The 26,204-nt window shown below is 70.6% G+C and carries 23 protein-coding genes and 1 pseudogene; 11 read left to right on the top strand and 13 right to left on the bottom strand.

The features are described from left to right. Positions 1-45: 45 nt before the first annotated feature. The 4 genes from E1285_RS26225 to E1285_RS26240 form a co-directional block, all read right to left on the bottom strand. Positions 46-789, bottom strand: a complete 744-nt coding sequence (locus E1285_RS26225; protein ID WP_132156586.1) for a hypothetical protein — start codon at positions 787-789, stop codon at positions 46-48. A 371-nt stretch (positions 790-1,160) separates the two neighbouring features. Continuing rightward, complete coding sequence (locus E1285_RS26230) at positions 1,161-2,267, bottom strand: ferritin-like domain-containing protein (protein ID WP_132156588.1); 1,107 nt, start codon at positions 2,265-2,267, stop codon at positions 1,161-1,163. Positions 2,268-2,433: 166 nt separating this feature from the next. Next, entirely contained in the window at positions 2,434-3,042 is a 609-nt protein-coding gene (locus tag E1285_RS26235) for a hypothetical protein (protein WP_243723059.1), read from the bottom strand. 49 nt (positions 3,043-3,091) lie between these two features. Next, positions 3,092-3,715 carry a TetR/AcrR family transcriptional regulator gene (locus E1285_RS26240; protein ID WP_132156590.1) on the bottom strand — a complete coding sequence of 208 codons (624 nt, stop codon included), beginning with the start codon at positions 3,713-3,715 and terminating at the stop codon, positions 3,092-3,094. A gap of 121 nt (positions 3,716-3,836) precedes the next feature. On the opposite strand from E1285_RS26240, the gene E1285_RS26245 reads away from it, so the two are divergent. The 4 genes from E1285_RS26245 to E1285_RS26260 all read left to right on the top strand — a co-directional run bounded on the left by E1285_RS26245 (position 3,837) and on the right by E1285_RS26260 (position 8,480). Next, on the top strand, positions 3,837-5,153 hold the full coding sequence (locus E1285_RS26245) for a GH1 family beta-glucosidase (RefSeq protein WP_132156592.1): 1,317 nt from the start codon (positions 3,837-3,839) through the stop codon (positions 5,151-5,153). Between the two features lie 71 nt (positions 5,154-5,224). Beyond that, entirely contained in the window at positions 5,225-6,913 is a 1,689-nt protein-coding gene (locus E1285_RS26250; protein WP_132156594.1) for a peptidylprolyl isomerase, read from the top strand. Further along, on the top strand, positions 6,914-7,618 hold the full coding sequence (locus E1285_RS26255) for a hypothetical protein (RefSeq protein WP_132156596.1): 705 nt from the start codon (positions 6,914-6,916) through the stop codon (positions 7,616-7,618). A 103-nt stretch (positions 7,619-7,721) separates the two neighbouring features. After that, entirely contained in the window at positions 7,722-8,480 is a 759-nt protein-coding gene (locus E1285_RS26260; RefSeq protein WP_132156598.1) for a class I SAM-dependent methyltransferase, read from the top strand. A gap of 14 nt (positions 8,481-8,494) precedes the next feature. Here the strand turns inward: E1285_RS26260 and E1285_RS26265 are convergent, their stop codons facing one another. From E1285_RS26265 to E1285_RS26275, 3 genes are all read right to left on the bottom strand, one after another. After that, complete coding sequence (locus E1285_RS26265) at positions 8,495-9,721, bottom strand: ROK family transcriptional regulator (protein WP_243723060.1); 1,227 nt, start codon at positions 9,719-9,721, stop codon at positions 8,495-8,497. Positions 9,722-9,971: 250 nt separating this feature from the next. Continuing rightward, positions 9,972-11,030: an MBL fold metallo-hydrolase gene (locus E1285_RS26270; RefSeq protein WP_132156600.1), complete on the bottom strand. Its 1,059-nt coding sequence runs from the start codon at positions 11,028-11,030 to the stop codon at positions 9,972-9,974. Between the two features lie 50 nt (positions 11,031-11,080). Further along, on the bottom strand, positions 11,081-11,836 hold the full coding sequence (locus E1285_RS26275; RefSeq protein WP_132156602.1) for an endonuclease/exonuclease/phosphatase family protein: 756 nt from the start codon (positions 11,834-11,836) through the stop codon (positions 11,081-11,083). Between the two features lie 338 nt (positions 11,837-12,174). On the opposite strand from E1285_RS26275, the gene E1285_RS26280 reads away from it, so the two are divergent. The 3 genes from E1285_RS26280 (at position 12,175) to E1285_RS26290 (ending at position 14,697) form a co-directional block, all read left to right on the top strand. After that, a complete protein-coding gene (locus E1285_RS26280; RefSeq protein ID WP_132156604.1) occupies positions 12,175-12,399 on the top strand; it encodes a hypothetical protein in 225 nt (74 codons plus the stop codon). Positions 12,400-12,556: 157 nt separating this feature from the next. Continuing rightward, positions 12,557-13,684 carry an LLM class flavin-dependent oxidoreductase gene (locus tag E1285_RS26285; RefSeq protein ID WP_132156606.1) on the top strand — a complete coding sequence of 376 codons (1,128 nt, stop codon included), beginning with the start codon at positions 12,557-12,559 and terminating at the stop codon, positions 13,682-13,684. Next, positions 13,681-14,697 (top strand): helix-turn-helix transcriptional regulator, encoded by a 1,017-nt coding sequence (locus E1285_RS26290; RefSeq protein WP_132156608.1) that lies wholly within the window; start codon positions 13,681-13,683, stop codon positions 14,695-14,697. The genes E1285_RS26285 and E1285_RS26290 overlap by 4 nt, the downstream gene beginning before the upstream one ends. Before the next feature lie 15 nt (positions 14,698-14,712). On the opposite strand, the gene E1285_RS26295 is transcribed toward E1285_RS26290, so the two are convergent. From E1285_RS26295 to E1285_RS26305, 3 genes are all read right to left on the bottom strand, one after another. Continuing rightward, on the bottom strand, positions 14,713-16,533 hold the full coding sequence (locus E1285_RS26295) for an SDR family oxidoreductase (RefSeq protein ID WP_132156610.1): 1,821 nt from the start codon (positions 16,531-16,533) through the stop codon (positions 14,713-14,715). Between the two features lie 108 nt (positions 16,534-16,641). After that, positions 16,642-17,400 (bottom strand): GyrI-like domain-containing protein, encoded by a 759-nt coding sequence (locus E1285_RS26300; protein ID WP_132156612.1) that lies wholly within the window; start codon positions 17,398-17,400, stop codon positions 16,642-16,644. 4 nt (positions 17,401-17,404) lie between these two features. After that, positions 17,405-18,502, bottom strand: a complete 1,098-nt coding sequence (locus E1285_RS26305) for a CapA family protein (protein ID WP_347814102.1) — start codon at positions 18,500-18,502, stop codon at positions 17,405-17,407. Between the two features lie 365 nt (positions 18,503-18,867). On the opposite strand from E1285_RS26305, the gene E1285_RS26310 reads away from it, so the two are divergent. Beyond that, positions 18,868-19,479: a Uma2 family endonuclease gene (locus E1285_RS26310; protein ID WP_132156614.1), complete on the top strand. Its 612-nt coding sequence runs from the start codon at positions 18,868-18,870 to the stop codon at positions 19,477-19,479. A gap of 9 nt (positions 19,480-19,488) precedes the next feature. Here the strand turns inward: E1285_RS26310 and E1285_RS26315 are convergent, their stop codons facing one another. Further along, positions 19,489-20,487, bottom strand: coding sequence for an SPFH domain-containing protein (locus tag E1285_RS26315; RefSeq protein WP_132156616.1), 999 nt, complete (start codon positions 20,485-20,487; stop codon positions 19,489-19,491). A gap of 2 nt (positions 20,488-20,489) precedes the next feature. After that, positions 20,490-20,930, bottom strand: coding sequence for an NfeD family protein (locus E1285_RS26320; protein ID WP_132156618.1), 441 nt, complete (start codon positions 20,928-20,930; stop codon positions 20,490-20,492). A 159-nt stretch (positions 20,931-21,089) separates the two neighbouring features. On the opposite strand from E1285_RS26320, the gene E1285_RS26325 reads away from it, so the two are divergent. The 3 genes from E1285_RS26325 (at position 21,090) to E1285_RS26335 (ending at position 25,135) form a co-directional block, all read left to right on the top strand. Continuing rightward, entirely contained in the window at positions 21,090-23,321 is a 2,232-nt protein-coding gene (locus E1285_RS26325) for a molybdopterin oxidoreductase family protein (protein WP_132156620.1), read from the top strand. A 105-nt stretch (positions 23,322-23,426) separates the two neighbouring features. Further along, positions 23,427-24,344 carry a Rieske (2Fe-2S) protein gene (locus E1285_RS26330; RefSeq protein ID WP_132156622.1) on the top strand — a complete coding sequence of 306 codons (918 nt, stop codon included), beginning with the start codon at positions 23,427-23,429 and terminating at the stop codon, positions 24,342-24,344. A gap of 134 nt (positions 24,345-24,478) precedes the next feature. Continuing rightward, entirely contained in the window at positions 24,479-25,135 is a 657-nt protein-coding gene (locus tag E1285_RS26335) for a hypothetical protein (protein ID WP_132156624.1), read from the top strand. On the opposite strand, the pseudogene E1285_RS26340 reads toward E1285_RS26335, so the two are convergent. Next, positions 25,132-26,204 (bottom strand): annotated as a pseudogene (locus tag E1285_RS26340) (IS200/IS605 family accessory protein TnpB-related protein); the annotation flags it as partial. The gene E1285_RS26335 and the pseudogene E1285_RS26340 sit on opposite strands and share 4 nt — an antisense overlap.

Below are 26,204 nucleotides of genomic sequence, written 5' to 3' on the forward strand. Positions count from 1 at the left end.
GATGTAACGACATCTGCGGAACGCCCCGTTTGGTACCGTGCCGGGTCAGCCCAGGCCGGGCGCGCTCGGCAACTCGAGACCCGCCGAGTTCAGCAGGGACACCGGCCCCTCGTCCGCACCCCCGACGCGGTCGCGCGCCTTCAGCACCTCCACCGTCTGGCCGACGCCGTTCTCCGTCTCATCGAGGGCGGTGCCGACCTGGTTGACCGCCCCGTTCGCCTGGCCGAGCACGTCGTCGGCCGGCCCCGGCTGCGCGGACCGCCCCGTCGGCGGGAAGAGCGTCGTGCCGACGGGCAGGCCCGCCGGTTCCGCGTCGGCGAGCGTGGACGGGACGTCCGCCAGGGGCATGCTCAGCGGCGCCTGGGTGTGGCGGGCGCCGGGGAGGGCCTGCGCGCCCGGGAGCCCTCCGAGCTTGCTGTTGCCCACGCCCGCTCCGACGCCGTCGAGGCTCCCGAGGGCCGTCCCGGGCAGGTCGCCGGCGCCGCCGAGCGCCTCACCCGCGCCACCGGCCGGGACGGGCAGCGCCTTCGCCGCCGAGCGGCCGTCGGCGCGGGACGCGGAGCCGAGGGCGCTGTCGACCGTGAGCGTGGTCAGCTCGGCGGTCTGGCCGGCGGTCTGCGTGACGGGCTCGGGCAGCGTCCGGGCGACCGGCGCGGCGGCGGCGTACGACTCGTAGAGAAGCGTGGTGGACGGGCCGGGCGCGGCGCTCGCCGGCGCGGCCGCGACGGTGAGCGCCGCGACGGGAGCGAGGACGGAGACGCTCAGCAGGCTCTTGACGGATCGGTTCATGCTTTCCCCCCGGGGTTTTCGGATTGACCCTGCACTGGGCCTTTTCCTCGGGTTCGACCCGGCGATCCGGTGCTGTCGCGTCGCCCGAGGATGAAAGACCTCACTGTGATGTGCGCCCGTTCGGTTTGCAGGATCCGGCGCATCGTCGAACGGCGACATTAGTACAGCACCGAGGTTCACACGGCGACTTGGAGCATCAATTGGTAAACGCCATATAGATCTACAAGAATTGATCAGCGCGATTCCCGGCCGCGCCAAATGGCGACAAGATCCGATAAAGCCCGCGAACGCGGAACGGGGGCGCCCCGAAGGACGCCCCCGCGTGCCGCTCTCCGGCTACTCGTGCACCGCCGGCCGCCTGATCAGCACGCCTAGTCGGCGGTGCCGAGGGTGATGGCCTCGTCCACCTCGTTCTGGCGGGCGGCGAGTTCGACGGCGTAGCGTTCCTCGTCGACCTTCTCGGCGATATCCTCGTCCTGCTTCATGAGGGCCTCAAGGTCGGCCTTGGCGTTGTCGAGGACGCCCATGTCCTCGTATGCGGCCTGCACCTTGTCGCCCCAGAGGCCGACGTCCCGGACGCACGGGACGATCCGGCTGAACAGCAGGGACTGATAGAGCGTGTACATGTCCGAGTTGTCGACGAATTCCATGCACTTGTCGACCGGCATGTCGAGCTGCTCGAAAACCTCGCGTCCCTTGAAACGGTCCCGCATCAGGTAGCAGCCCTCGACGACGAACTCCTCGCGCTCGGCCCGCTCCTTGTCGGTGAGCTCGGCGTAGTAGTCCTTGAGCGCGAGCCTGCCGAACGCCACGTGCCGCGCCTCGTCCTGCATGACGTAGGCGAGGAGCTGCTTGACCAGGGGGTTCGTCGACATGTCGCGGTAGAGGCCGAACGCGGCCAGGGCGAGGCCCTCGATGAGGACCTGCATACCGAGGTACGGCAGGTCCCACCGGCTGTCCTCCAGGGCCTCGGCGAGCAGCTTCGCCAGGTCCTGGTTGACCGGGTAGTACATGCCGATCTTCTCGTGCACGAACTTCGTGTACAGCTCGACGTGCCGCGCCTCGTCCATCGTCTGGGTCGCGGCGTAGAACTTGGAGTCCAGGTCCGGGACGGACTGCACGATGCGCGCCGACACGTTCAGGGCGCCCTGCTCGCCGTGCAGGAACTGGCTGAACAGCCACGAGCCCTGGTGGCGCCCGAACTCGTCGCGCTCCTTCTGCGACATCTTCTCCCAGATGTCGGAGCCGAACAGGGGGTTGAAGGTCTCCGGCAGGCCGGCGACGTTGACCGGATCGACCTCAAGGCCCCAGTCGATGCGCTTCTGCGCGTCCCACTGCTTGTCCTTGCCCTTCTGGTACAGGTTCAGCAGCCGGTCGCGGCCATCGTCGTACTCCCAGGTGAAGCGGGTGTCGCCCGCCATCGGGACGTTCCATGTCTCCGTCGGGACCGGTGTGGAGTAGAGGTCGTAGGAACTCACGGGGGAATCCTCCTCCGGGGGATGACGCCGCACGATCGCGACGCGGGTGTGCTCCGCCCACGGCTTTACATCTCTTCGTAACATGTAAAGCGCCGGGAGGCCAGCGTCATCCGGGAACCCGTCCGAGAAACCGGTGCGCCCGGTCGGCTCGCCTCGGGTCGGCGGGTCAGCGGGACTGGAGGGCGTCCAGGCCCACGGCCTGCGCGATGACCAGGCGGCGGTCCAGGCGGGGGTCGTGGATATCGACGACGTAGCGGTCACGGAGTCCGAACTTCTTGACGACCGAGAACACGACCTGGTCATCGGCGCGGAAGTCGAAGTGGTACGGCCAGGCGAAGGGGATGGCGTCCACGAACGGGATGAACTGCCAGACACGTCGCAGGACCGCGACGGCCTGGTTGCGTTCCGCGCCCGTCGTCACGCCGAGGCCAGGCTGCTCCAGATGCCACGTGGAGGAGACCAGCGACTTCTTGAAGTCCTTGCGGAAGACACCGAGGGGCTGCCCGTGCGCGTCCGTGACGTCGTACGCGGAGGCGAGGTCGATGCGCTTGCGGGCCTTGAAACCGAGGATCGGACGGGTCTTGGCGGCGTCGGCGTACAGGGTCACCTGCTCCTTGAACGCCATGCGCTTCTGCTGCGCGAAGGCGAGCAGCTCGCCCTCCTTGCCGCCCGGTGCCTCGGCGTGCACCTCGTACTGGTTCACCATCAGGCGAATGCGCTGCCGGATCAGCAGCCTGGTCTGCGCCTGGAACTGTTGCTCGTCCAGCGGACTCACCCGTTCTGTAGCGTTTTCGCGGAGTCTGCCACAGAAGGGACGACCCGGATCAGGTCTCCTCGAGGTGGGAGGCCAGATAGCCGTGGATCAGCCGCTCCGCCTCCGCGAGGATCATCGGGTCTCCGTCGGGGTCGCTGCGGAACGCCATCTTCAGCACGGCGTCACCGGCCTCCACCGCGATGGCGAGGGCGGTGGCCAGACCCGGGGTGTCCTGGAGGTCGAACGTCTCGACGATCATCTGGCGGAGCCGGTCGGCGACGACCGCGTTGTTGTCGGCGTCGGAGTCGAGCAGGTTGACGTCCGCGACGTCGCCGAACCGCAGCACCCGGAAGCCGGGGACGGTCCGGTGCATGTCCACGAAGATCTCGATGATCGCGCCGACCGTGTCGGACCAGTCGGCGAAGTCGTCCTCGGCCAGCCGCGCCGAGATACGCTCCCCGAACTCCTCCAGGTTGCGCAGCGCGAGGGACTGCGCGACGGCGCGCTTGTCGGGGAAGAACTGGTACACCGAGCCGATGGCCACGTCGGCGCGCTGGGCGATGCGCGTCGTGGTGAGGCCGTCGTAACCGTCCTCGTCGAGGATGGCGGCGCAGGCGTCGAGCATCCGCTGGACGCGTTCGGCGCTGCGGCGCTGGGCGGGGAGGCGGCGGAGCGGAGTCCGGATCTCGGTCACCCCACCATTGTCACCCGAACATGACGGCCCTCGGCATGTGCGAGCTTCCCCGGACGCCGACCGGGCACTAATATCCGAAAGCTATTCGCATTTTGCGCAGGGCATGCCGGGGAGGGACACGATGGGGCTACCGCAAGGCTTCCGCTGGGGTGTCGCCACCGCCGCCTACCAGATCGAGGGGGCGGTCGGCGAGGACGGGCGGGGACCGTCCACCTGGGACACGTTCTCCCGCACGCCGGGACGCGTCCGCGACGGCCACACCGGTGACGTCGCCTGCGACCACTATCACCGGTGGCCCGAGGACGTCGCGCTGATGGCCGGCCTCGGGGTCGACTCCTACCGCTTCTCGATCGCGTGGCCGCGCGTCCAGCCGTCCGGGAGCGGGCCGGTCAACAGCAAGGGCCTCGACTTCTACGACCGCCTGGTGGACGGCCTGCTCGCCGCGGGCATCGCGCCCGCCGCGACGCTCTACCACTGGGACCTCCCGCAGCCTCTCGAAGACGCAGGCGGCTGGATGGAACGTGACACCGCCTACCGGTTCGCCGAATTCTCCTACCTCGCCGCCGAGCGCCTCGCCGACCGCGTGGAAGTGTGGATAACCCTCAACGAGCCGGTGGTCGTGACGGCCTACGGCTACGCGTTCGGCGTCTACGCCCCCGGCCGGACGCTCATGCTCGACGCGCTCCCCACCGCCCACCACCAGCTCCTCGCCCACGGACTCGCCGTCCACGCCCTGCGCGGCCGCAACGCCCGCAACATCGGCCTGACGAACCACTACTCCCCGGCCTGGGCCGCGTCCCCCGGCGACCAGCCGGCGGCGGACGCCTTCGACGGGTTCATGAACCGGCTGTTCACCGACCCCGTCCTCCTCGGCCGCTACCCCGACCTGGTGGGCGACGCGCCCTACGTCCGCCCCGAGGACCTCGCCGTCATCGCCACACCCATCGACTTCCTGGGCGTGAACTACTACCAGCCGACACGGTTGACGACCCCGTCCGAAGGGCCGCTTCCCTTCGACATGGTGGACATCACCGAGTACCCGACGACCGGAATGGGCTGGCCGATCGTCCCCGACGCGTTCCTGTCACTGCTGCGTACGCTCGACTCCAGGTACGACCTGCCGCCGCTCTACATCACGGAGAACGGCTGCTCGTTCCCCGACGAGATCGGCCCGGACGGCGTTGTGGACGACTCGTCCCGCATCGCCTTCCTGGACGCCCACATCAAGGCCATGCGGACAGCCATCGACGAGGGCATCGACATCCGCGGCTACTACACGTGGTCGCTTCTGGACAACTTCGAATGGTCCGAGGGCTACCACCCGCGCTTCGGCCTCGTCCACGTGGACTACGAGACCCAGAAGCGCACGCCGAAGAAGTCCTACGCCTGGTACCGCGACCTCATCGCGTCCTCCCGCGACCCCGCCGAGCCACGATGACGTCCTCCGGAGCGCCACGGCCGGGAACCCGCAGATAGTCTGCGCACTCCGCTTCCGCCGGGAGGAGCCGAATGCCCGAGCCTCGTCCGCTGCGCCCGAACGACCCCCGTGAGGTCGGCGGGTTCCGGCTGACCGCCCGCATCGGCGAGGGCGCCCAAGGCACCGTCTTCCTGGGCGAATCGGACACCGGGCAGCGGGTCGCGGTGAAGCTCCTGCACGCCGACTTCGGAAGCGACCACCGGGCCCGCATCGCGTTCGAGCGGGAGCTGACCGCCGCGCGGCGCGTCGCCCCGTTCTGCACCGCGCCCGTCCTCGCCGCCGAAGCCGACACGGACATGCCGTACATCGTCAGCGAGTACATCGATGGCCCGTCGCTGCGGGACCTCGTCGCCGAGCGAGGCGCGGTCTCCCCGGCCGAGCTGACCAGGCTCGCCATCGGCACCGCGACCGCGCTGGCCGCGATCCACGCGGCGGAGGTCGTCCACCGCGACTTCAAACCGGCCAACGTGCTGCTCGGCGAGGACGGCCCGAAGGTCATCGACTTCGGCATCGCCCGCCCGCTGGACGCCACGTCCGCCACCATGACCGGCGCCGTCGGCACGCCCTCCTTCATGGCGCCGGAGCAGGTGGCGGGTTCCACCGGCGGCGCGCCCCTGGACATGTTCGCGTGGGGCTGCACGATGGCGTTCGCCGCGAACGGGGTCCCGCCGTTCGGCGGCGACTCCGTGCCGGCGATCATGCAGCGCGTCCTGCACGACGAGCCGGCGCTGGGCGCACTGACCGGCGACCTGCGCGACCTGGTCGCGTCCTGCCTGGCCAAGGACCCGGCGAGCCGTCCGACCGCGCTCCAGGTCCTGCGGCGCCTGCTGGGCGCCGGCACCGGCACGGACCTCCTGGAGGAGGGCACCTCGGCCGCCGCCCGCCCCGCTGCGCCGCCTCCCTTCGCGCCGCCGGACGGCGCCGGAAGGGCCGGGATGTTCCCGCCTCCGGTGCCGCCGCCGCCTCCGGCCGGGCTTCCGTATCCGGCGATTCCGGTGGCGCCCCGGCGGAGCGGCCGCCCGCTGCTGGTCGCCGGCGCGGCCGTGACCGTCGCGGTGATGACCGTCGTCAGCGTCGCCGTCGCGGCCTGGTCGGGGAGCCGCGAGGGAACCGGCGGCGGGGGCACGACCGGCGGAAGCCCGATGGGGAAGCCGGCTAGCACCGTGCAGGCCTGCACCTACCCGCCGGCCGAACCCGGCGGGGAGGTCAAGGACGTCGGCACGCCGCCGACCAGGTCGTCGACGATACCGACCGGGGCCACGATCCAGACCGACCTCGGCTTGCTGGACCTGGAGCTGGACCACGAGAAGGCGCCGTGCGCGCTGGTCTCCCTCGCCTTCCTCGCGCGCCACAATTACTACGACGGCACCACGTGCCACCGGCTCACGACGAACCCGACCCTGAAGGTCCTGCAGTGCGGCGATCCCTCGGGCACCGGGAGCGGCGGCCCGGGATACCACTTCCCCAACGAGAACACGGCCGGTGTCAGCTACACCCGGGGCACCGTGGCCATGGCCAACGCCGGGCCGGACACCAACGGCAGCCAGTTCTTCATCCTCTACGACGACGCGCCGCGCCTCCCCGCGTCCTATCCCGTCATCGGCCGCGTCACGTCCGGCATGGAGATCGTCGACAAGGTCGCCGAAGCCGGCACGGCCGGCGGCTCCCAGGACGGCGAACCCAAGCAGAAGATCACCATCACCGAACTCCGCACGTCCTGAATGAGCGCCCTCGACGACCTGTACGAGGCGTTCGCGGACGTCCCGCATCCCGTGAATCTGGAGGGCTGCCCGTGCTGCGTCGCCCCCGATGAAGGACGGCCCCTGCTCAGCCGACCGGTCCGCGACCTCGCGGCCGCCGACCTTGCCCGGTACGCCGCCAAGGCGATGAGCACGTGGGGCGGCCCCGAGGAGTTCCGCCACTTCGCGCCGCGCCTGCTCGACCTGGCCGCGGAGGACGCCTTCGGCTGGCCGGACGCGGAGATCGTCTTCGCCAAGCTCGGCGAGGCCGGATGGCGGGACTGGCCACAGCGCGGCGCCGTCGAGGCCTTCCTGCGCGCGTTCTGGACGCGGACGCTGGCGACTCATCCAGCCCGCCCTTCAGCGGCCACGGCCCTCTGTGCGCTCGCCGGAGCAGGGCCGGACATGGACCCCTACCTGGATGAATGGGGCGCGCTGGCGTCCGGGCCGGCCCTCAGACATCTGCATGAGTTCGCCAGTGAGGAGCTGATCTGGAGGCGTGGACGGCCACGGCTGAGCAACGCGTTCTGGGACGTCTCGTCCGGCCCGTACCGGCAGGTCGTCGAGTGGCTGGCCGGCGGCCCGGCATACGCGGCGGTCAGTGCGGCCTTCGCCCGGATGGAGGACGAGCCGGCACTGCGACTCCTGGCCGACATCGAAGACCTGCTCAGGCCGAACTCGCCGTGACACGGTCACTCGCCCGCGTCGCGCGTCGGGCGGACCGCGCCTGACCGCATGGTGGTCCGAGACGCCTCGGCCGATGCACCACAAGTAAGGGATCATGAAAGGCATGGAGCGCACGTTCGAAGACCTGCTGGACGAGGCCGACACCGTTCCGGTGGACGGCTGGGACTTCTCCTGGCTGGACGGCCGCGCCACGGAACAACGCCCCTCCTGGGGATACCAGCGCCTGATGAGCGAACGCCTGACCGGGGTCGAGGCGGCGCTGGACATCCAGACCGGCGGCGGCGAGGTCCTGGCCGGAGCGGCGAAGTTCCCACCCACGATGGCGGCGACGGAGTCATGGCCGCCGAACGTCGCCAAGGCGACCCGGCTGCTGCGTCCAAGGGGCGTGGTCGTGGTCGCCGACCCTGACGAGCCGCCGCTGCCGTTCGCCGACGAGGCCTTCGACCTGGTGGTCAGCCGCCATCCCGCGACGGTCTGGTGGACGGAGATCGCCCGCGTGCTCACCCCCGGCGGGACGTATCTCGCGCAGCACGTCGGCCCGGCCAGCGTGTTCGAGCTGACCGAGCACTTCCTCGGGCCGCAACCGCAAGCGCGGCGGGCGCGCCACCCCGACGTCGAGAGCGCCGACGCGAAGGCGAGCGGCCTGGACGTCGTCGACCTGCGCTCGGAACGCCTGCGGATGGAGTTCTTCGACGTCGGCGCCATCGTGTACTTCCTGCGGAAAGTGATCTGGATCGTGCCCGGCTTCACCACCGGCGCCCATCGCGATCGCCTGCGGGAGCTGGACGAGCGGATCCGGCGCGACGGGTCGTTCGTCGCGCACTCCTCCCGCCATCTCATCGAGGCCCGCAAGCCCGGCTGACCCGGTAGTCCCTGTCAGGCGCCGAGGGTGCCGAGGGGGTCGGTGAGGAGGGCGGCGAAGCCCAGTTCGGCGGCGCCGGTCAGGGTCGAGTCGTAGCCGAGCGCGGCGGTCCGCAGCGCGACGCGTTCGCGGGAGACGGGCAGGACACCGCCCTTCACGCGGGCACCCACCTGGGGCACGGAGCCGCGGTAGATCTCGCTCAGCATGCCGCCGAAGACGACGACGCCGGGATTGAACAGGTTGATCAGGTTGGCCACGCCGATGCCGAGCCAGTCGCCGATCCGGTCCAGGGCTTCGCGGGCGGCCGCGTCACCGCTGTCCGCCGCGTTCACGACGGCCCGCACGCCCTCGCGGCCGAGGGGCCCGCCGGTGCGTCCGGCCGCCTCCAGCAGCGCCGATTCGCCGACCTCCGCCTCCAGGCAGCCACGCGAACCGCAGTTGCAGGGACGTCCGTCATACGGATTGACGATCATGTGTCCGAGTTCGGCGGCGTAGCCTTCGTCGCCGTCCAGCAGCTTGCCGCCGACGATGATGCCGCCGCCCACCCCGACGTCGCCGTGGAGGTAGACGAGGTTCCGGTGGCCGGCGCCGGCGCCGCGTTCGTGTTCGGCCAGGGCACCCAGATGGGCCTCGTTGCCGACGGCCACGGGCAGTCCGAGCCCCAGCCGCCGGGCGAGCGCCGGGCCGAAGTCGAGGTCCGTCCAGCCCATGGTGGGCACCAGCCGTACCTTCCCGTCGGCGGCCCTGATCAGGCCGCAGTAGGACGCGCCGACGCCCACGCATTTCGCGCCCTGGGGCGCGGCCGCCACGAGCGCGCCGCCGAAGTCGGCGAGGACGGTGACGACCTCGTCGAGATCGTCCTGGCTGCGGGGCCGGACCGTCTCCCTGCGCTCCAGCACCGCGCCGCCGAGCCCGACCCTGGCGGCGACGAGCCGGTCCACGGCGACGTCGAAGGCCAAGACGTACACTTGGCCGGTCTCGGGACGGACCACCAGCGACGGCCTGCCCGCCCGTCCCGTCGTCGCCGACGTCTCCTCACGCACCAGTCCCGTCGCCGCGAGCTTCGCGATCAGTGTCAGGATCGTGCTCCGGTTGACGCCCATCCGGTCGGCGAGCTCGGTGCGCGACACCGCCCCGTCCCGGTGCACCTCCCGCAGGACGACGCCGAGATTGCGCCGCCGGGTCGCCTGCGAGACCTGCCGCCCCGTGCCGGTGACGCCCGGCAGGAGAGAGGACGACACGGCCCCTCCTCTCACGACGCGACACCACCAAGTTACCCAAGCGGCCGTGCACCGGTGATTCGCCCGCCCGCACTGCGAGCCGGAGCGCTCCTGACCACGGCGAACCGCTCCCGGTACGCGGAGGGGCTGAGGCCGGTATGGCGCCGCAACCGTGCCCGCAGGTCGGCGGTCCGGCCCCCCTTCCCTGACGCCGCCCGCCTACCGGCCATGGGGGAACGGCCAGCCGTCCGGTGGGCCATCGGCCGGGCGGTCAGTTGGCGGCGGCGAGGCGGTAGGTGGTGCCGCTGCTGCTCTGTACCCAGGCGTCGGGCAGCGCGGCGGCCAGAGCGTGCTGTGCGCGCCAGCCGGTGCAGTGGCCCGGGACGACGAGGTTCGGGGCGAACTCGGTGAGGGCCTGGACGGTGGGCGGGATGACCGGTTCGAAGGCCGGGCCGCCCAGGTGCAGCCCGCCGACGAGGGCGTGCAGGCGGTCGACGCCCGTCAGGCGCCGCGCATGCCGGACGATGTTGATCGCGCCCGCGTGGCCGCAGCCCGTCAGGACGACCAGGCCCCGGTCACGGACGTTCACGATGAGGGCCTGGTCGTCGGTGACCAGGGGGTCGTGAACCCAGTCGCCGCCGGTCCAGGCCTGGTGCGGGGGCGGCATGCCGTGCTCGAACTCGGTGGTCCGGTCGACCTCGCCTGTGATCAGGACGCTGCCGTCCAGGAGGAGGGACGGCTCGCGGCGTTCGATGACCTCGAAGCCCTCCTGGTCCAGCGCCCGCTTGCTCAGGGTGGGGAGGTCCTCCGGCTCGCGGCCGGGTACCGCGAGCCGGCGTTTCGTCCACACCAGCGGGTGCAGCACCATCGGCAGCGACCGGACGCCGCGTCCGCCCGTCAGTCCGGCGAGCCCTCCCGCGTGATCGAAGTGGCCGTGGCTGAGCACGACGGCCCGGACGTCGCCCAGGTCGATGCCGAGCCGTCCGGCGTTGGTGACCATCGCGTCCGGGGACAGGCCGGTGTCGAACAGCAGCGTGTGGGAGCGGCCCGCCCTGCGCACGGTGACCAGCGCGGAGAAACCGTGCTCGGCGATCATTCCGGTGGAGGTGCGGCCCTCCTCGAACTGCGGCGCCTTCACCATCCCGGTGCCGGAACCCGCGCGGCGGGTGCGTTCGTCGCTTGTCAGCAGGGCGTCGTAGACGTTGTCCACCAAGGTCAGGATCTCGACCTCGTCCACGGGCTCCAGCGCGATCGGATCGACCGCCGTCCCTGCCGCGGGCCGCGGCATCGACGCCGACGCCTCCCCGTGTGTGCCCGCCGTGTCGCACATACCAGCACCCTAACCGGGACGGATCTTCCCAGCCGAGGGCCTGCCCGTGCCTAGGGGATGGTGAGGGTCGCTTCTATGCCGTAGTGGTCGGACAAGACGCTGAGGCTGCCGTCGGCCAGGCGTACGTCTTCCTTGAAGACGACGCGTGCGGTGGTCTCCATGCCCGGTCTGGCGAGGATCTGGTCTATGGCGCCGATGTCCGCGTAGTCGGCGCGGTAGGTGGGTTCCGTGTCGTCGGCGAGGATGTCCCGCAGGCCGGTGGTGGACGCGAAATCCTGGAAGAGGTGGTAGTCACGGGGGACGTTGAAGTCGCCCATGACCGCCAAGGGTTCCGCCGGGTCCAGCCTGCCGATGAGGGCCGCCAGTTCCCGCAGTTCGGATTCCTCGGCCTTCGTGTACGCGTTGGACGGGGACCAGTGCATGTCCATGTTCGCGCTGAGGTGCGTGTTCACGACCGTCAGGAATCCGCCGGGGAGACGCACGCGTGTGAACAGGGCGCCCTTGCGCAGCAGCCATTCGAGACGGGGCGGGCGAGTGGGTGCGAACGGCCGGTAGTGGCGGCGGCTGATCGGCCAGCGGGAAAAGGTCACCAGGCCGCCGCGCACGACCGGAAACGTCCGCGCGTGGGCGATGAAGGGGTATGACTTCATCGCATGGCGGAGGCGGGTCAGGTTCAGTGGCGATATGACCTCTTGCAGGCAGACGACGTCGTAGTCCGCCTGCTCCATGAGCTGGGCCAGCACGTCCAGGCGGTCCCGGGAACGGCCCCGGAACAGCGTGTTGAGCGTGAGGACGCGGGCCTTCATGACTTGGGGTACTCGGCCATGCACGCCACTCTACGGGACGTTCGATGGCTCCGGCCTGGGGTCGGGAGGCGCGCCGTCCTGTTCGCCGCGGCCACCAAAATTCGTTCTGAATCCGTATATATCCATATTCAGCACTAGCCTGTCGGCGCGGTGAACTATCTCGTTCGCGTTGAGGAACGGGGTGCGGTCGGGCATCATTGAAGCCGCACGCCCAGCCGCTGCAGCATTCCCCGCCTCGCGACGCCGGAAAGTGTCACTTGATGCACCCCGCTCCCCTTCCCCTCAACGCCGACCAAACCTGCTCGATGGACCGATGCGGTCGTTTGTCGTGCTTTCACGTGCGGCTGGAGACGACCGCCGTGCTGGACGACCGGGCACGGGCCGGGCATTCCTGCGGCACGCACCTCGCCGAGGTCGTCCAGGAATTGGCGCGCTGGGCCAAGGAGCGGCGGCCGGACCCGGCACAGGTCGTCGTCTACGCGATGACGGACGGCCGCACAAATGATACGAACGGCCCGGAGGAGCCTTTCGACCGACTCGCTCTCGGCACCATCCCGATATGACGGAATGTTTCGTACGGCCCCGGAAGCCGGGGCCCAGTGCGGGCACCCGAGGATGAAAAGTGTGCATCGTGGCTGCATCTGGACATTGCCCCATCGGCAGCGCGGTTCCGATACTGGGCGGGCACTGCCGGACGCTGACGGACGTAAAGGGGTCGGCATGGGATTCCAGCTTGGCTTGTTCTCACCCAACACCGAATCGGGGCTCGCGATCACCAACGCCCCGGAAAGGTGGCACGCGACCTGGGACAACAATCTCCGTCTCGCGCGGCTGGCGGACGAGACGGGCATCGACTTCCTGCTGCCCGTCGCGCGGTGGACCGACTGGGGGCCCGACACCGACTTCCACCGCAGCGCCCTCGACCCGCTGGTGTGGGCGTCCGGGCTCCTCGCGCACACCAGCCGCCTGCGCGTGTTCAGCACCGTCCACACCGCGTTCCACCATCCGGTCGTCGCGGCCAAGCAGCTCGCGACCGCCGACCATCTCAGCAAGGGACGGGTCGGGCTGAACATCGTCGCGGGCTGGCACGCCCCCGAGTACGAGATGTTCGGGCTCACGCTGCCCGACGACCACGACACGCGCTACGGGCTCGCGCAGGAGTGGTGGGACGTCGTCAAGCGCATCTGGTCGGCCGACGAGCCGTTCGACCATGCGGGAGAGTTCTTCCAGCTCAAGAACGTCGTGGGGAGGCCCAAGCCCTACAACGGGCACAGCCTCCCGGTCATCAACGCCGGGTCGTCCATGCAAGGGCGCTCGTTCGCCGCGCGCAACGCCGACCGCGCGTTCACCGTCGTCGGAGGCCCCGAGGACGGCGCGGAGATCGTGAAGGCCATCCGCGCGGAGGCCGCGTCCCACGGACGGACGGTCGGGGTCTTCACGCTCGGCCACGTCGTCTGCCGCCCGACGAAGACCGAGGCGGAGGAGTTCCTGCACTACTACGCCGACGAGCAGGCCGACTGGCCGGCTGTGGACGAGGTGATGCGGCTGCAGGGATTGCACGCGCAGTCGTTCACGCCCGAAATGCTGCAGGTCTACCGGGGCAGGTTCGCCGCCGGTCACGGAAGCTGCCCGCTGGTCGGCGACCCCGACGGCGTCGCGGACGCGCTCGCGGAGTTCGCGAATGCTGGATTCGACGGTATCGCTCTGTCGTTCCTCAATTACGCTGATGAACTGGGCTACTTCGCCGAGGAGGTCATGCCTCGGCTGAGGGCCCGTGGTGTGCTGTCCACCGACCTTCAGCCCCTTTCCACTGATTCTCACGAGCAGGCGCCGCCGACACGAACATGACTTCTTCCAAGACCTCACCGCCCTTGTCGCCCTACCAGCGTGCCGTCAGCAAGGACATCGACGTCCTGCACGACACGGTCGAGCCGTTCGCCGTTGGGCACGACCTCCAGGCCAGGGAGCCCGGCCTCCCGCTGGACGGTCTGGTCAACGCCATCGGCGTCGGCGCGGTCAATCTCGTCTGGGTGCGCTACGGGGGCGGTGGGGTCGTGGTAGACACGCCACCGACCGAAGGACACTTCGCCATGTGCGCGCCTATCGCGCCGATGGGCGTCGAGTACAGGTCCACCAAGAACCGGGACACCGCCGGAGGCAGCCTCGTCCTGTCCCACGACGAGCCGATGCGGATGACGCCGCACCCGACGCTGGGCTGCCTGGTCATCGCCACGAGCACCGGGCGGCTCGCCGACCACCTCGCCGGTCATCTGGGACGGCAGCACCGCCCGCCGCTGCGTTTCCACAACGTGGACGGGCCGGCGATCGCGCCGTCCTCGATCGTCGAACGCACCTGGCGGCATGTCTGCGGCGTGCTCGACCACGCGACCGCGCAGGGGGGCCTGCATCCGCTGGCGGCGCGGACCCTGGAGGAGTCGCTGCTCACCGCCATCCTCCTCGGCCTGCCGCACACCGCCATGGGGAGCCTCGCGGAGGCGCCCGCCCGGGTCCCGCACCATCTCGCCGGGGCGATCCGGGATTGGGTCGACGCCAATCACCACCGTCCGATCGGCGTCATCGACATCGCCGTGGCGGTGGGGATCAGTGTCCGGCAGCTTCAGGCCATCTGCCAGGACCAGTGGGGGCTGACCCCAACGCAGCTCGTGCGCGGGGTGCGGCTCGACCATGCCCGCACGGCGCTCGTCGAAGCCAAGCCCGGCCCGCGCACGGTGACGGACGTCGCCGGAGCCACCGGCTACCTCCACATGAGCCGCTTCGCCGCCCACTACCGGCAGCGTTTCGGGGAGACGCCCACCCAGACCCTCAAGCGAAACGCGGACCAGGACGTGGACATCGCCTGACGTCAGCGCCTGACGTCAGCCGTGCCGGCTTTCGACGTTCGCGAGGAGGCGGTCTCCGGCGATGCGGCCGAAGCGGCCGATCGCACGGTTCGCGGTGGGCGACACGCGCGAGAGGGCACGGCCCAAGCGCGCCTCCGCGGCAACATACGCGACCGGAGTGTCCTGCCGGACGGCTCGCAGAACGGCCTTCGCGACCTTCTCTGGCGGGAACCCCCGTCGCTCTACCGCGCGGCCCATCCGCTCACGAAGCTCACCGTCCACGCCGGGGGCCATGCCCACGAAGCGGGTGCGGCCGGTGATGGGTGTGTCGATGGCTCCAGGGCAGATGGCGGAGACGCCGATGCCGTAGCGGTCCATGTCGAGGCGGAAGCATTCCGTCATCTGGAGCACCGCGGCCTTCGTCGCCCCGTACGCGGGCAGTTCGGGGTTGGGCAGGTACGCCACCATGGACGAGATGTTGACGATGTGGCCGCCCTCGCCACGGTCGGCCATCTGCCGTCCGAACAGGCGACTGCCCCGGTACATGCCGTCCACGTTGATGGCGCGGATGCGTGCCCAGTCCTCTTCCGGTGTGTCGAGGAGTGAGCCGGCCATGGCGATGCCCGCGTTGTTGACGACGACGTCCGGGACGCCGAAGGAGTCGCGCACGTAGTCGGCGAACTGTTCCATCGCGTCTCCGTCGGCGACATCGACGCTGTACGCGTGGGCCTCGCCTCCGGCCGCGCCTATCTCGTCCACGGTGCGCTTGGCTGCGCCTTCGTCGATGTCGGCGACGACCACGCGGGCCCCTGAGTCGGCGAAGGCGTGGGCGGTGGCGCGGCCGATGCCGCTGCCCGCCCCGGTGATGACGACGAGATCGCCACCGAAGTCCTTGCCCGGCTCTGCCGCCGCGCGCGCGTGGGCGACGGCCGGTGTCTCTGGTCCGCCGTCAATGTGCTCGACGAATTCGCTGACCCAGCGGGCGATGAGGTCCGGGTGGCTGCGCGCCACCCAATGCCCGGCCGGTGCGCGACGCACGTACAGGCGGGACACGGGTCCGCGCGCCGACAGCAGCAGCGACTGCGACCCGTACTTGTCCTTGATCGGGACGATGAGCTGGACGGGAACGTCCGTCCGCCCCTCGTCGACCGGCTGGGCAGGTCCGGCGGAACGGGCAGGTCCGGCGGAACGGGTGGCGCGGCGGCCCATGTTGGCCCGGTACAGGCCGAGGCCGTTGCGGGCGTCCATCGGCAGCGTTTCGGCCGGGTGGCCCGAGCGCGGCTCGGCGCCCTCGCGCAGCCCCATCACGCGCGGGAACCCCGCGGACAGGACGCGGGCCGCGACCTCACCCACCTTCGGCGCCATGAACACCGGCATGTACACGCTTCGCCGCGCCTGCCCGAGCACCTCCGCCACCCCCCGCGGCCCCGACCGGACGGCCTGCCGCGCCCAGCGCGCCATGTGCCGCCGGTCCGGCCCGGAGATCGAGGTGAACGAGGCGATCCGGCCCCGCAGCCGGTCCCCGATGACGGCCTCCCAGCCCTGCAGCGAACCCCAGTCGTGGCCCACCAGGTGGACGGGCTCGTCGGCGCCCACACCGTCCAGGACGGCTCCGAGGTCGCCCATCAGCGCGTCCAGCCGGTAGTCGAGCGGGTCGGACGGGCTGCTGGACGCCCCCGCGCCCCGCACGTCGTAGACGACGACGCGGAACCGCCCGGCGAGCCGCTCGGCGACCTCGTCCCACATCGCGCCCGTGTCGGGGTAACCGTGGACGAGGACCACCGTGGGCCGGTGTTCCTCGCCGCGCACCCGCACGGCCAGTTCGATCTCGCCCGACCTCACCCGCTGGTCTCGCATAGGACCGCCTGCCTGCCTTCCGCGGAAGCCCGTTCGTTTCCCGTGAAACTACGCCTGTCCGGAAGGCCCGCGATAGCTCCCCGTCCGCCTATCGGACGGGCTGGCGGCTCACTGGTCATCCGCCACACGAATCATCACCCGGGTCTCCAGGCGTTCGGGCGGCGTGGTCGCGGGGTCGTTGAGGTACACCTCGCGGACGGGTCCGGCGGGCGTGTGCCCGTGGTCGCCGAACCACGCGAGCACGCCGTGGACCGTGAGCGGGATCTCCTCGTACGGGCCGACATGGACGGCCGACGCGAACGAACCACCGGGCAGGAGGTCGTCGCCGTCCGCCGCCTGGACGGTCACGCGGACGTCGAACTCCTCCTCCATGTCCAGCGGGAACAGCCCGATCAGCACGCCTTCCGGTGACATCCGCGGCAGCAGCCGGGCCACGCACGACGCCGTCGCGTCCGGGATCGTCGCCGGCGTCGCGGGTTCACGCGCGCCGAACACGCGCCGCGCCGGCTCCCGGACGATCGACACCTCGTTCTCCGGCAGCCCCTCGGCGAGCACGCGGTCCAGGAGCCGCAGGCCACGCCGCCTCCGGGCGATGTCGGCCTCGATCCGGTCGCGTGCCAGCTCCAGCTCGCCGCCCCCGTCCCCGGACAGGACCCGGCCCACGACCGGCAGCGGGACGTCCATCGCCCGCAGCAGGCCGATCATCAGCGCGTCCCGCGCCTGGGCGGGGCGGTAGTACCGGTAGCCGGACGCGGGGTCCGTCCAGGCAGGGGCGAGCAGCCCCAGGTCGTCGTAGTGCCGGAGTTGCTTGGCGCTCAGCCGGCACAGCCGGGCGAAACGCCCGATCGGCAAGAGATCGTCGCTCACGGCGTCAGGACGGGCGCGCGTCGAGCCCCGTGCACTGCCGGAGCCCGTTCCACCGCTTGACGGCCGACTTGGCTTCGGCGCCCTTCAGCGGAATGGGGATGCCCCCGGAGATCCGGGCGGGATCCCACTTGTCCTTGGTGACCTTGCCGTTCTCCACCTTCAGGTACAGCACGCCAGACTCCGCCGTCTTGCCGTTGGCCGAGTAGAACACGAAGTTGCCCAGGCCGTAGTGGACGTACGCGCCGCCCTGGTAGCCGCCGCCCAGCGGGATGTGCGCGTGCCCGCCGACGAGGACGTCCGCGCCAGCCGCGATGAGCTTCTCCGCGAGTTCCTTCTGGCGCGGCAGAGGGCAGGGGTCCAGTTCCGCTCCCCAGTGCAGGTGGACGATGACGACGTCGGAACCCTTGCTCGCCTCCTTCACCGCTTGGACCATCCGCGGGACGTTCTTGGCGGACGCAAGCCCGCCCTTGGAGTCGGTGGCCGTCCACGCCTGGATCAGGTTGTCGTCCAATACCTGCGTCGCTCCGACGATGGCGAGCTTGTTTCCCTTGACGGTCACGCGGTAGGGACGGAACGCCTCGTCGGCGTTCCTGCCGATGCCGACGGTCGGGAACCCGGTCCGCTTGATGGCGGTCAGGGAGTCGCGTAGGCCGTCCTCCATGTAGTCCATGCCGTGGTTGTTGGCCATGGAGGTGACGTCCACTCCGGCGGCCTTCAGCGCCTTGAACGCGGTCGCCGGGGCACGGAAGGCGTACTGCTTGCCGGGCGCCTTCGTCCCGCCCGTCGTGATGGCCGTCTCCAGGTTGACCATCGCGAGGTCGGCGGCGCTCAGCTTCTTCGCGATCGGCCCGAACGCGGTCCTGGGCTTGTTCAGGCGAGAGCGCAGCATGCCCTCGAAGTGAACGTCGCCGCCGAACGCGAGGATGATCGGCTCCTTGGCGGGCTGCGCGGGCTTCGTCGGCTCCGAGGGCTCACCGGACGGCGCGGGCGGCGAGGTGGCGCCCTTCGCCTCGGAATCCCCCGAACTGCCGCACGCCGCGGCCGTCATCGCCAGCGTCCCGGCCATGGCCGCAGCCGCGACCGTCTTTCCCCGCATGCTCATCGCCTCATCTCCGGGCCCCGGCCCCCCACGGACCGCCTGGATCGGACGCCAAGCATGCCACGTCGCCCCCGTCCGCCAACAAAGACGTACGCTTCGCTCTCTTGAGAGTCTCGTGTTTATGGGGTTAGGTTGGCCGCGACGTCCAGCGGGACCTCCATCAGAGGGACCTCACCGACCCACCCCGGAGGGACGGCCCGGCCTCGGGGCCCCTCCCCAGGGCGTGTTCCCCTGCAGTACACGCCCCGAAGCGGCCGGGCGGCCTCCCCCGCCCGGCCGCTTCCCTGTTCACTGCGGGCAACCGGCCTTCCGAGCGTGGCGCGTATAGGCTCTGGTCAGGCATCGGGCCGAGTTCTAGGAGTTCTGGCATGCCGCTTCCAACGTGGGCAACGGACCCCCCGATCTACACTCTCACCGAGGAGGAGTACGAGGCCCTTCCATCCGAGGTGTGCAAGACCATCGAGGTCGTGGGCGATAGGATCGTCTTCCTGGAGTCTCCGAGTTTGGAACACCAACAGGTGTCCCGAAACTTGACGATCGCGTTGATGGCCGCACGTCCGCCGAGCCCTTGCATCAACGTGCTCCAAGACGCGGACATGCGCTACCGGTTCTCGAATCCGCACGCAAGCCGACGTAACAAGCGGCGGTTCACCCTGCGGCGACCTGACATCAGTGTCATGCATTGCGTCGAGCGTGGTGAGAAGCTCTGGTCGAACGACGTCATCATCGCCGTTGAGATCACGTCCATCGACGATGAGGTCGACCTCAACGACAAGCGCGCCGAATACGCAGCACAGCACATCCCTGCCTATTTGATCGTCATCATGGAGGACGGTGAGATCACGGGAATCGAGGAACACCGGCTCGACTGGAGCGGACGCAACTACCAGCTCGCGGCCGTGCACCGCGGGACCCTGGAGACGGAGCTTCCTGAAGGCATAAAGGTGAACGTGGCGTTCTCCGAACTGGAGAGCGTCTGACTAGGGTGATCAGTGTTCGGCTTTTTGGCGGTTGCCGGGGGTTAGCTCATAGGAGGTATCGGGCTCGGGCAGTTCTTGGGATTCCTCTCGGCGTGTGGCCTTCTCCAGGGCCGACTTGGCTTCGTCCAGGGAGCCGTTGAAGGCTTGGGAGACGGCCTGTAGGGCGGTGGTCACCTCGCTGGGGATGACCCAGAAGGTGCTGCCCTGGCCCTCGGCCAGTTTCGGGAGGGTCTGCAGGTACTGGTAGGCGAGGAGTTTCGGGTCCGGGTCGGCCTCGTGGATGGTGTTGAAGACGCGCTCGATCGCGGCCGACTCGCCCTCGGCCTCCAGGATCGCGGCCTGCCTGGCGCCTTCGGCGCGCAGGATCGTCGACTGCTTCTCGCCCTCCGCGGTGAGGATCTTGGACGCGCGGGCGCCCTCGGCGGTCAGGATCGCGGCGCGCTTCTCCCGTTCGGCGCGCATCTGCTTCTCCATCGCGTCCTTGATGGACGGCGGCGGCTCGATCGCCTTGATCTCCACCCGGGTGACGCGGATGCCCCATTTGCCGGACGCGTCGTCCAGCACGCCGCGTAGCGCGGTGTTGATCCGGTCGCGGGACGTCAGCGTGGCCTCCAGGTCGAGGGTGCCGATGACGTTGCGCAGGGTCGTCGCGGTCAGCTGCTCGATCGCCTTGATGTAGTTCACGATCTCGTAGTCGGCGGCGCGCGGGTCGGTGACCTGGAAGAACAGCACGGTGTCGATGTGGACGACGACGTTGTCCTCGGTGATGACCGGCTGGGCCTTGAACGAGACCACCTGCTCGCGCAGGTCGAGGCCGGCTTTGACGCGGTCGACGAACGGGATGACGAAGCTGATGCCGGGTTCGAGGGTGCGGTGGTAGCGGCCCAGGCGTTCGACGTTGCGGGCCCGTGCCTGCGGGATGATCCACACGGCCCGCATCACCGCGGTGACGAGCAGGGCCATCCCGGCGGCCAGGGCTATGAGGACGGTGATGGCGATGTCGGTCATCGTCACTCCTCGGTGGAGACCGGATAGAGCAGGGCCGTGGCCCCTTCGATCGCGAGGACGTCGGCGAGGGCGCCGGCCGGGATGACGACGCCGGGGTCGTAGGGGCGGGCCGTCCACTCCTCGCCGCCGATCCGGGCGCGGCCGCCCTGGCGGTTCACTTCGGTGAGGGTGAGCGCCTCGCGGCCCACGAGCGCGGCGGTGCCCGAGCGCAGCGGGGGCGGCTGGCTGATGTGGCGGCGGGCGACCGGGCGGACGACGACGATGCCGGCGATCGAGCCGACGGCGAACACCGCGACCTGGGCGGCGAGCGGGAGGCCGAGGGCGCCGGCCAGCCCGGCGGCGAGGGCGGCGGCGGCCAGCAGGCCGAGGGCCAGCGTGAGGCTGAAGATCTCGGCGATGCCGAGCAGCGCGGCGACCAGCAACCAGGCGACCCACGGCTCCATAGCAGCTCCCAGCGCTGCCGAAAAGTCCTCTTTTGTCAAAGTAACTCCGAATCGGCGTTTCGGCCATGCCTGGCCGCCGCGGATGACGGCACACGTAATGGTGCGTACCGGCGGAACGGGCCATGATGGGGGACGGTCCCGTACTCAAGGAGTGTCCCGATGGGCGACCGCACGGCGTTCCGCACCTGTCCCCTCTGCGAAGCCCTGTGCGGGCTCGAACTGACCCTGGACGACGTGGGGACGGTGACACGCGTCCGCGGCGACGAGAAAGACCCGTTCAGCATGGGGTTCATCTGCCCCAAGGGCGCGACGCTCGGCAGCCTCGACGGCGACCCGGACCGGCTGGCGGAGCCGCTCGTCCGGGGCGGGGAGGAGCATGCGCCGGCCGGGTGGGACGAGGCGTTCGAGACCGTCCGGAAGGGGCTGTCCGACGTCATCGCGCGGCACGGGCGCGACTCGGTCGCCGTCTACATCGGCAACCCGACCGCGCACTCCATCGCCGGGCCCCTCTACGCCGGCGCCATCGTGAAGGCGATCGGCACCCGCAACCTCTTCACGGCCAGCACCGCCGACCAGATGCCGAAACACGTCTCCTGCGGGCACATGTTCGGCGACCCCCTCGCGATCCCCGTGCCCGACCTTGACCGCACCGACCATCTGCTCATGCTCGGCGCCAACCCCCTGGAGTCGAACGGCAGCCTCTGCTCCGCACCGGACTTCCCCGGACGGCTCAAGGCGATCCGGGCGCGCGGCGGGAAGGTCGTCGTCGTGGACCCGCGCCGTACGCGGACGGCCGCACTCGCCGACGAGCACATGTTCATCCGTCCCGGCACGGACGCGTTCCTCCTCATGGCGCTCGTCCACACCCTGTTCGCCGAGGATCTGGTCGCGTCCGCCGAGCACCTGGACGGGCGCGTCAACGGCCTGGACGACCTGCGCGCCCTCGCCGTCGACTTCGCCCCCGAGCGCGTCGCCGAGGTCACGGGCGTCGAGGCCGGCACGATCCGCCGGACGGCGCGCGAACTGGCCGCCGCCGACCGCGCCGCCGTCTACGGCCGGATCGGCACCTGCACCCAGGCCTACGGGACGCTCAACAGCTGGCTCGTGGACGTCCTCAACGTCCTCACCGGGAACCTCGACCGTCCCGGCGGCGCGATGTTCCCGCTTCCCGCGCACGCCCCCGCGTACCGGCGCAAGAAGCCGTTCACGACGGGACGGTGGCGCAGCCGCGTCCGCGAACTGCCCGAGGTCAACGGGGAACTGCCCGTCGCGACGCTGGCCGACGAGCTCGAGACGCCCGGCGAGGGCCAGATCAAGGCGCTGATCACGATCGGCGGGAACCCGGCGCTGTCGGCCCCGAACGCCGCCCGGCTCGACCGCGCGCTCGCCGGGCTGGAGTTCATGGTGAGCGTCGACCCGTACCTGAACGAGACGACCCGGCACGCGACCGTGGTCCTGCCGCCGCCGCGTCCCGTGCAGACCCCGCACTACGACATCGCGCTGGTCGGGCTCGCCGTCCGCAACTACGCGCGCTACTCGCCGCCGGTCGTGCCGCTGCCGGACGGGCGGCCCAGCGAGTCCGAGGTGCTCGCCCGCCTGGCCCTGCTCGCATCGGGGACGGACGGCGACCCGGCCGCCCTCGACGAGATGATCATCAGCTCGACGCTGGCGAAGGCCGCGGCCGCCGAAGGGTCGCCCGTGCGCGGCCGCGACCCCGAGGAACTGCGCAAGATGCTCGACAGCGGCACGCCGACCGAGCAGCGGCTCGACATGATGCTGCGCCTGGGCCCGTACGGCGACGGCTTCGGCGCCGACCCGTCCGGCCTCACCCTGACCAAACTCCGCACCGAGCACCCGCACGGCCTCGACCTCGGCGCCCTGGAGCCGCGCCTAGACGACGTCCTCTGCACGACATCCGGGCGCGTCGAGCTGTGCCCGTCCACGTTCGCCGCCGACGTCGACCGCCTGCACTCGGCCCTGAGCGACGGCCCGTCCAGCGCGATGGTGCTGATCGGACGCCGCCACCTGCGCTCCAACAACAGCTGGCTGCACAACGTCCCCGAACTGGTGCGCGGCTCCAACACCTGCACGCTCCAGCTCAACCCGGCCGACGCGGACCGCCTCGGCGTCACCGCAGGCGACAGCGTCCGCGTCGCGTCCCGGACAGGCGCGGTCGAAGCCATCGCCGAACCCACCGACACCGTCATGCCCGGCGTGGTCAGCCTCCCGCACGGCTGGGGCCACGACCGTCCCGGCACCCGGACAGAGGTCGCCCACCGGCACGCGGGCGTCAACGTCAACGTCGTCACCGACGAACAGGAGATCGACCCCCTGTCCGGCAACGCCGTGTTCAACGGCGTCCCCGTCACCGTGGAGCCCGTGCCGCGCTGACCCGTGGTTTAGGGCACACCCCTCCAGGTACGTAAGACTGGCCGCTGGTGAACGCGAAAGACTAATGTCGCAACAGGCGTCTCAGCACAGCCGCGGAGGAGGGGCATGGAACGCAGGACGAACATCTTCCGGCGCATGTCCCGGCCGCAGGGCTCGACGCGCCTCGCGGACGCCACGGAGGGCCTGGAGCATGCACGCGGCCTGGACCGCACCATCCGCGTCCTGTCCACGGCCGTGCGGCGGACACTGCGCCCAGGCCCGGTCAAGGACGCCCTCCACGGCGTCCCGGTCGGGCATCCCGCACACCCGCCGCTGACCGACGTCCCCATGGGCCTGTGGATGTCCGCGGCCGTCCTGGACCTCATGCCGGGCACGCGCCGCGCCTCCCAGGCCCTCGTCGCCGCCGGGCTCGCCGGCGCCGTCCCGACCGTCCTCACCGGCATCGCCGACTGGGCGGCGATGCACCGCGAGCAGCAGCGCGTCGGCCTCGTCCACGCGGCCGGCATGGCGACGGCCAGCACGCTGTACTCGGCGTCCTTCATGGCCCGCTACCAGGGGCGGGACGCCGCCGGACGCGCCTTCGGCTTCGCCGGCCTCACCGCCCTCCTGGCGGGCGGCTACCTGGGCGGCCACCTCGCCTTCCGCCAGGCCGCGGGCGCCAGCCACGCCGACCAGACCGCACACCTGGTCGCCCTCGGCTGGCACGACCTGTGCTCCACCGAAGAACTCCCGGACGGCTGGCCCGTACACCGCCGCCTCGGCTACATCGGCCTGTTCGTGCTGCGCACCGGCGACGACGTCCACGTCCTCACCGACCGCTGCAGCCACCTCGCCGGGCCGCTCCACCAGGGACGCGTCGTCACCGACGACAACGCCGACGCCTGCGTCATCTGCCCCTGGCACGGCAGCACCTTCCGCGTCCGCGACGGCGCCGTGGTCCACGGCCCGGCCACCGCCCGCCAACCCGCCTTCGAAACCCGCGTGACCGACGAGGGCATCCTCCAGGTCCGCCCCCTCGGCTGACTCCCCCAGGCATCCGCGAGGCGGGGCCTCCGGGCCGGGAACGCGTCAGGCACGGCCGGCGTCGGTATCGGAGCGGCCCGTCCGAGATCACGGGCGAGCCCGCCCTCCCCCGGACTCGAATCGAGAGAGACCCGATGCCCACTCATCCTTCCGACCTGGACGCCCGTGAGGTCCTCGATACCTGGTACGACCAGATCGCCACGCCGGTGGCGATGGCCGAAGGCACCTTCGACGAGATCGTCGAGAACGTCATCGACGGCACCCTGATGATCGACCTGCCCATCGAGATCAGGGCGGGCGAGTTCGAGGAACTGGAGGGGGTGGCCGAGGAAGACCTGCGCGCCTGGCTCGTGGACCTGCTCCGGCACGAGTTCTCCGAACACCTGGCCTGGCAGAGGGGCCTGAACGGGCGTCCGGCCGACGGCGACCGGCTGAGCGAGGTCTTCGACGAGCTCAACGCCCGCTCGATCGTGGCGCGTGAGGACTTCGCCTGCTGCCAGCGGTGCGGCCTGCTGGAGATCCGCGACGAGGACCACGACGGCGAGGACGAGGAAGCCCGGGGCTATGTCTTCTACCACGAGCAGGACACCGGGAGCCGCCCCCTGTACCTGGCCTACGACACACCCGACGGCTCGGAGGAGTCCCGCGTCACACTTGGCGACGAGGTCATAGAGGTGCTCCGCGCCCACGGCCTGGCCCCGGACTGGAACCGTGACCCCGGCCGCCGCATCGCACTGGACATGGACCCACGCAGGGTCCGGCACGGCGAGCTGGCCGACTACCGTTCCTAAACAGTGATCAGGAGTGGGTCTTGGACCCATGTCCCGGTACTGCGCGTATCCCGAACGGTGTTGGATGCGCTGGTTGCCCGCGTTCGCTGTGGTGTTCCGGTCCGGGGGCGTGCATCGTGTGCGCGTTCCGTGACGGGTGGGCGTGTTCCCTCACGCGCCCTGACGCCTGATCCGGCCTGGACGGTCCGATGCCCGTACCCATCGCTCTGGTGGGTGCGGGGTGGTGTCGTCCGTCGCCGGATCGGGTGTCCGAGGGCGCGTCTGCCGATCGCCACCGAGGCGGCGTCATGGCGGGTCATTGGACGTTTACTGGTGGACAGGGGCTTGCGCCAGTGCTGGGCACCCCACCGGGAGGTGTAGGCCGGGTCGACCGCGACGATGCTCAAGCCGATCTCGGCGGCCATCGAGACCAGCCGCGCCCTGAGTTTCCCGGTGGGGAAGCCGGAGATCAGCTGCCGGAACCGTTTGCGTCGGCCGTGCTTCTCCCGGGTCTTTTCCTGCGCGAAGTCCAGGTCTTCGATGGCGATGGCGGCGACGCCGCATCGCCGGGCCCAGTGCAGCAGGGTGGTGATGGCGTGCCGGACCTGGGCGTCCCGGTGGGTGGCGGTGCCGGACAGGTCGTAGCCGAACCGCTTGGGGTCGCCGACCGGGTTGCCGTGGGCGTCCAGGTGGTAGGCGGCCAGGTGGTCGGCGTTGGCGTCCACCCCGATCATGCCGCGGGCGCGGGCCGCCTCGAGCGGGACCGCCTGGATGGCGGGGCGTTGCCAGGACGCGGTCAGGTACCAGCGGCCCCGGCCGGGGTCGTGGTGGATGCGGTAGGCCACCGCCCGGTCCATCTCGATCCGGTCGGCCCACTCAGCGGCTCGGTGCGCGAAGGCGACGCGGGCGGTCAGGACGTAGCGGCCGTGCGGCGCGTTGGCCAGATGCGCCAGCGGTGCGGGCAACCTGATCGACACCTGCCCGTCGGGGGCGACGCGGATGGTCTCGTTCCCGTACCGCTTCCCCGACTCCCCGTCGGCCTGGCAGAACCACCGCCCCGCCTCCCACCGGACCCGCCACTGCCCCTCAC

Source organism: Actinomadura sp. 7K507 (assembly GCF_004348425.1).
Lineage (GTDB): Bacteria > Actinomycetota > Actinomycetes > Streptosporangiales > Streptosporangiaceae > Spirillospora.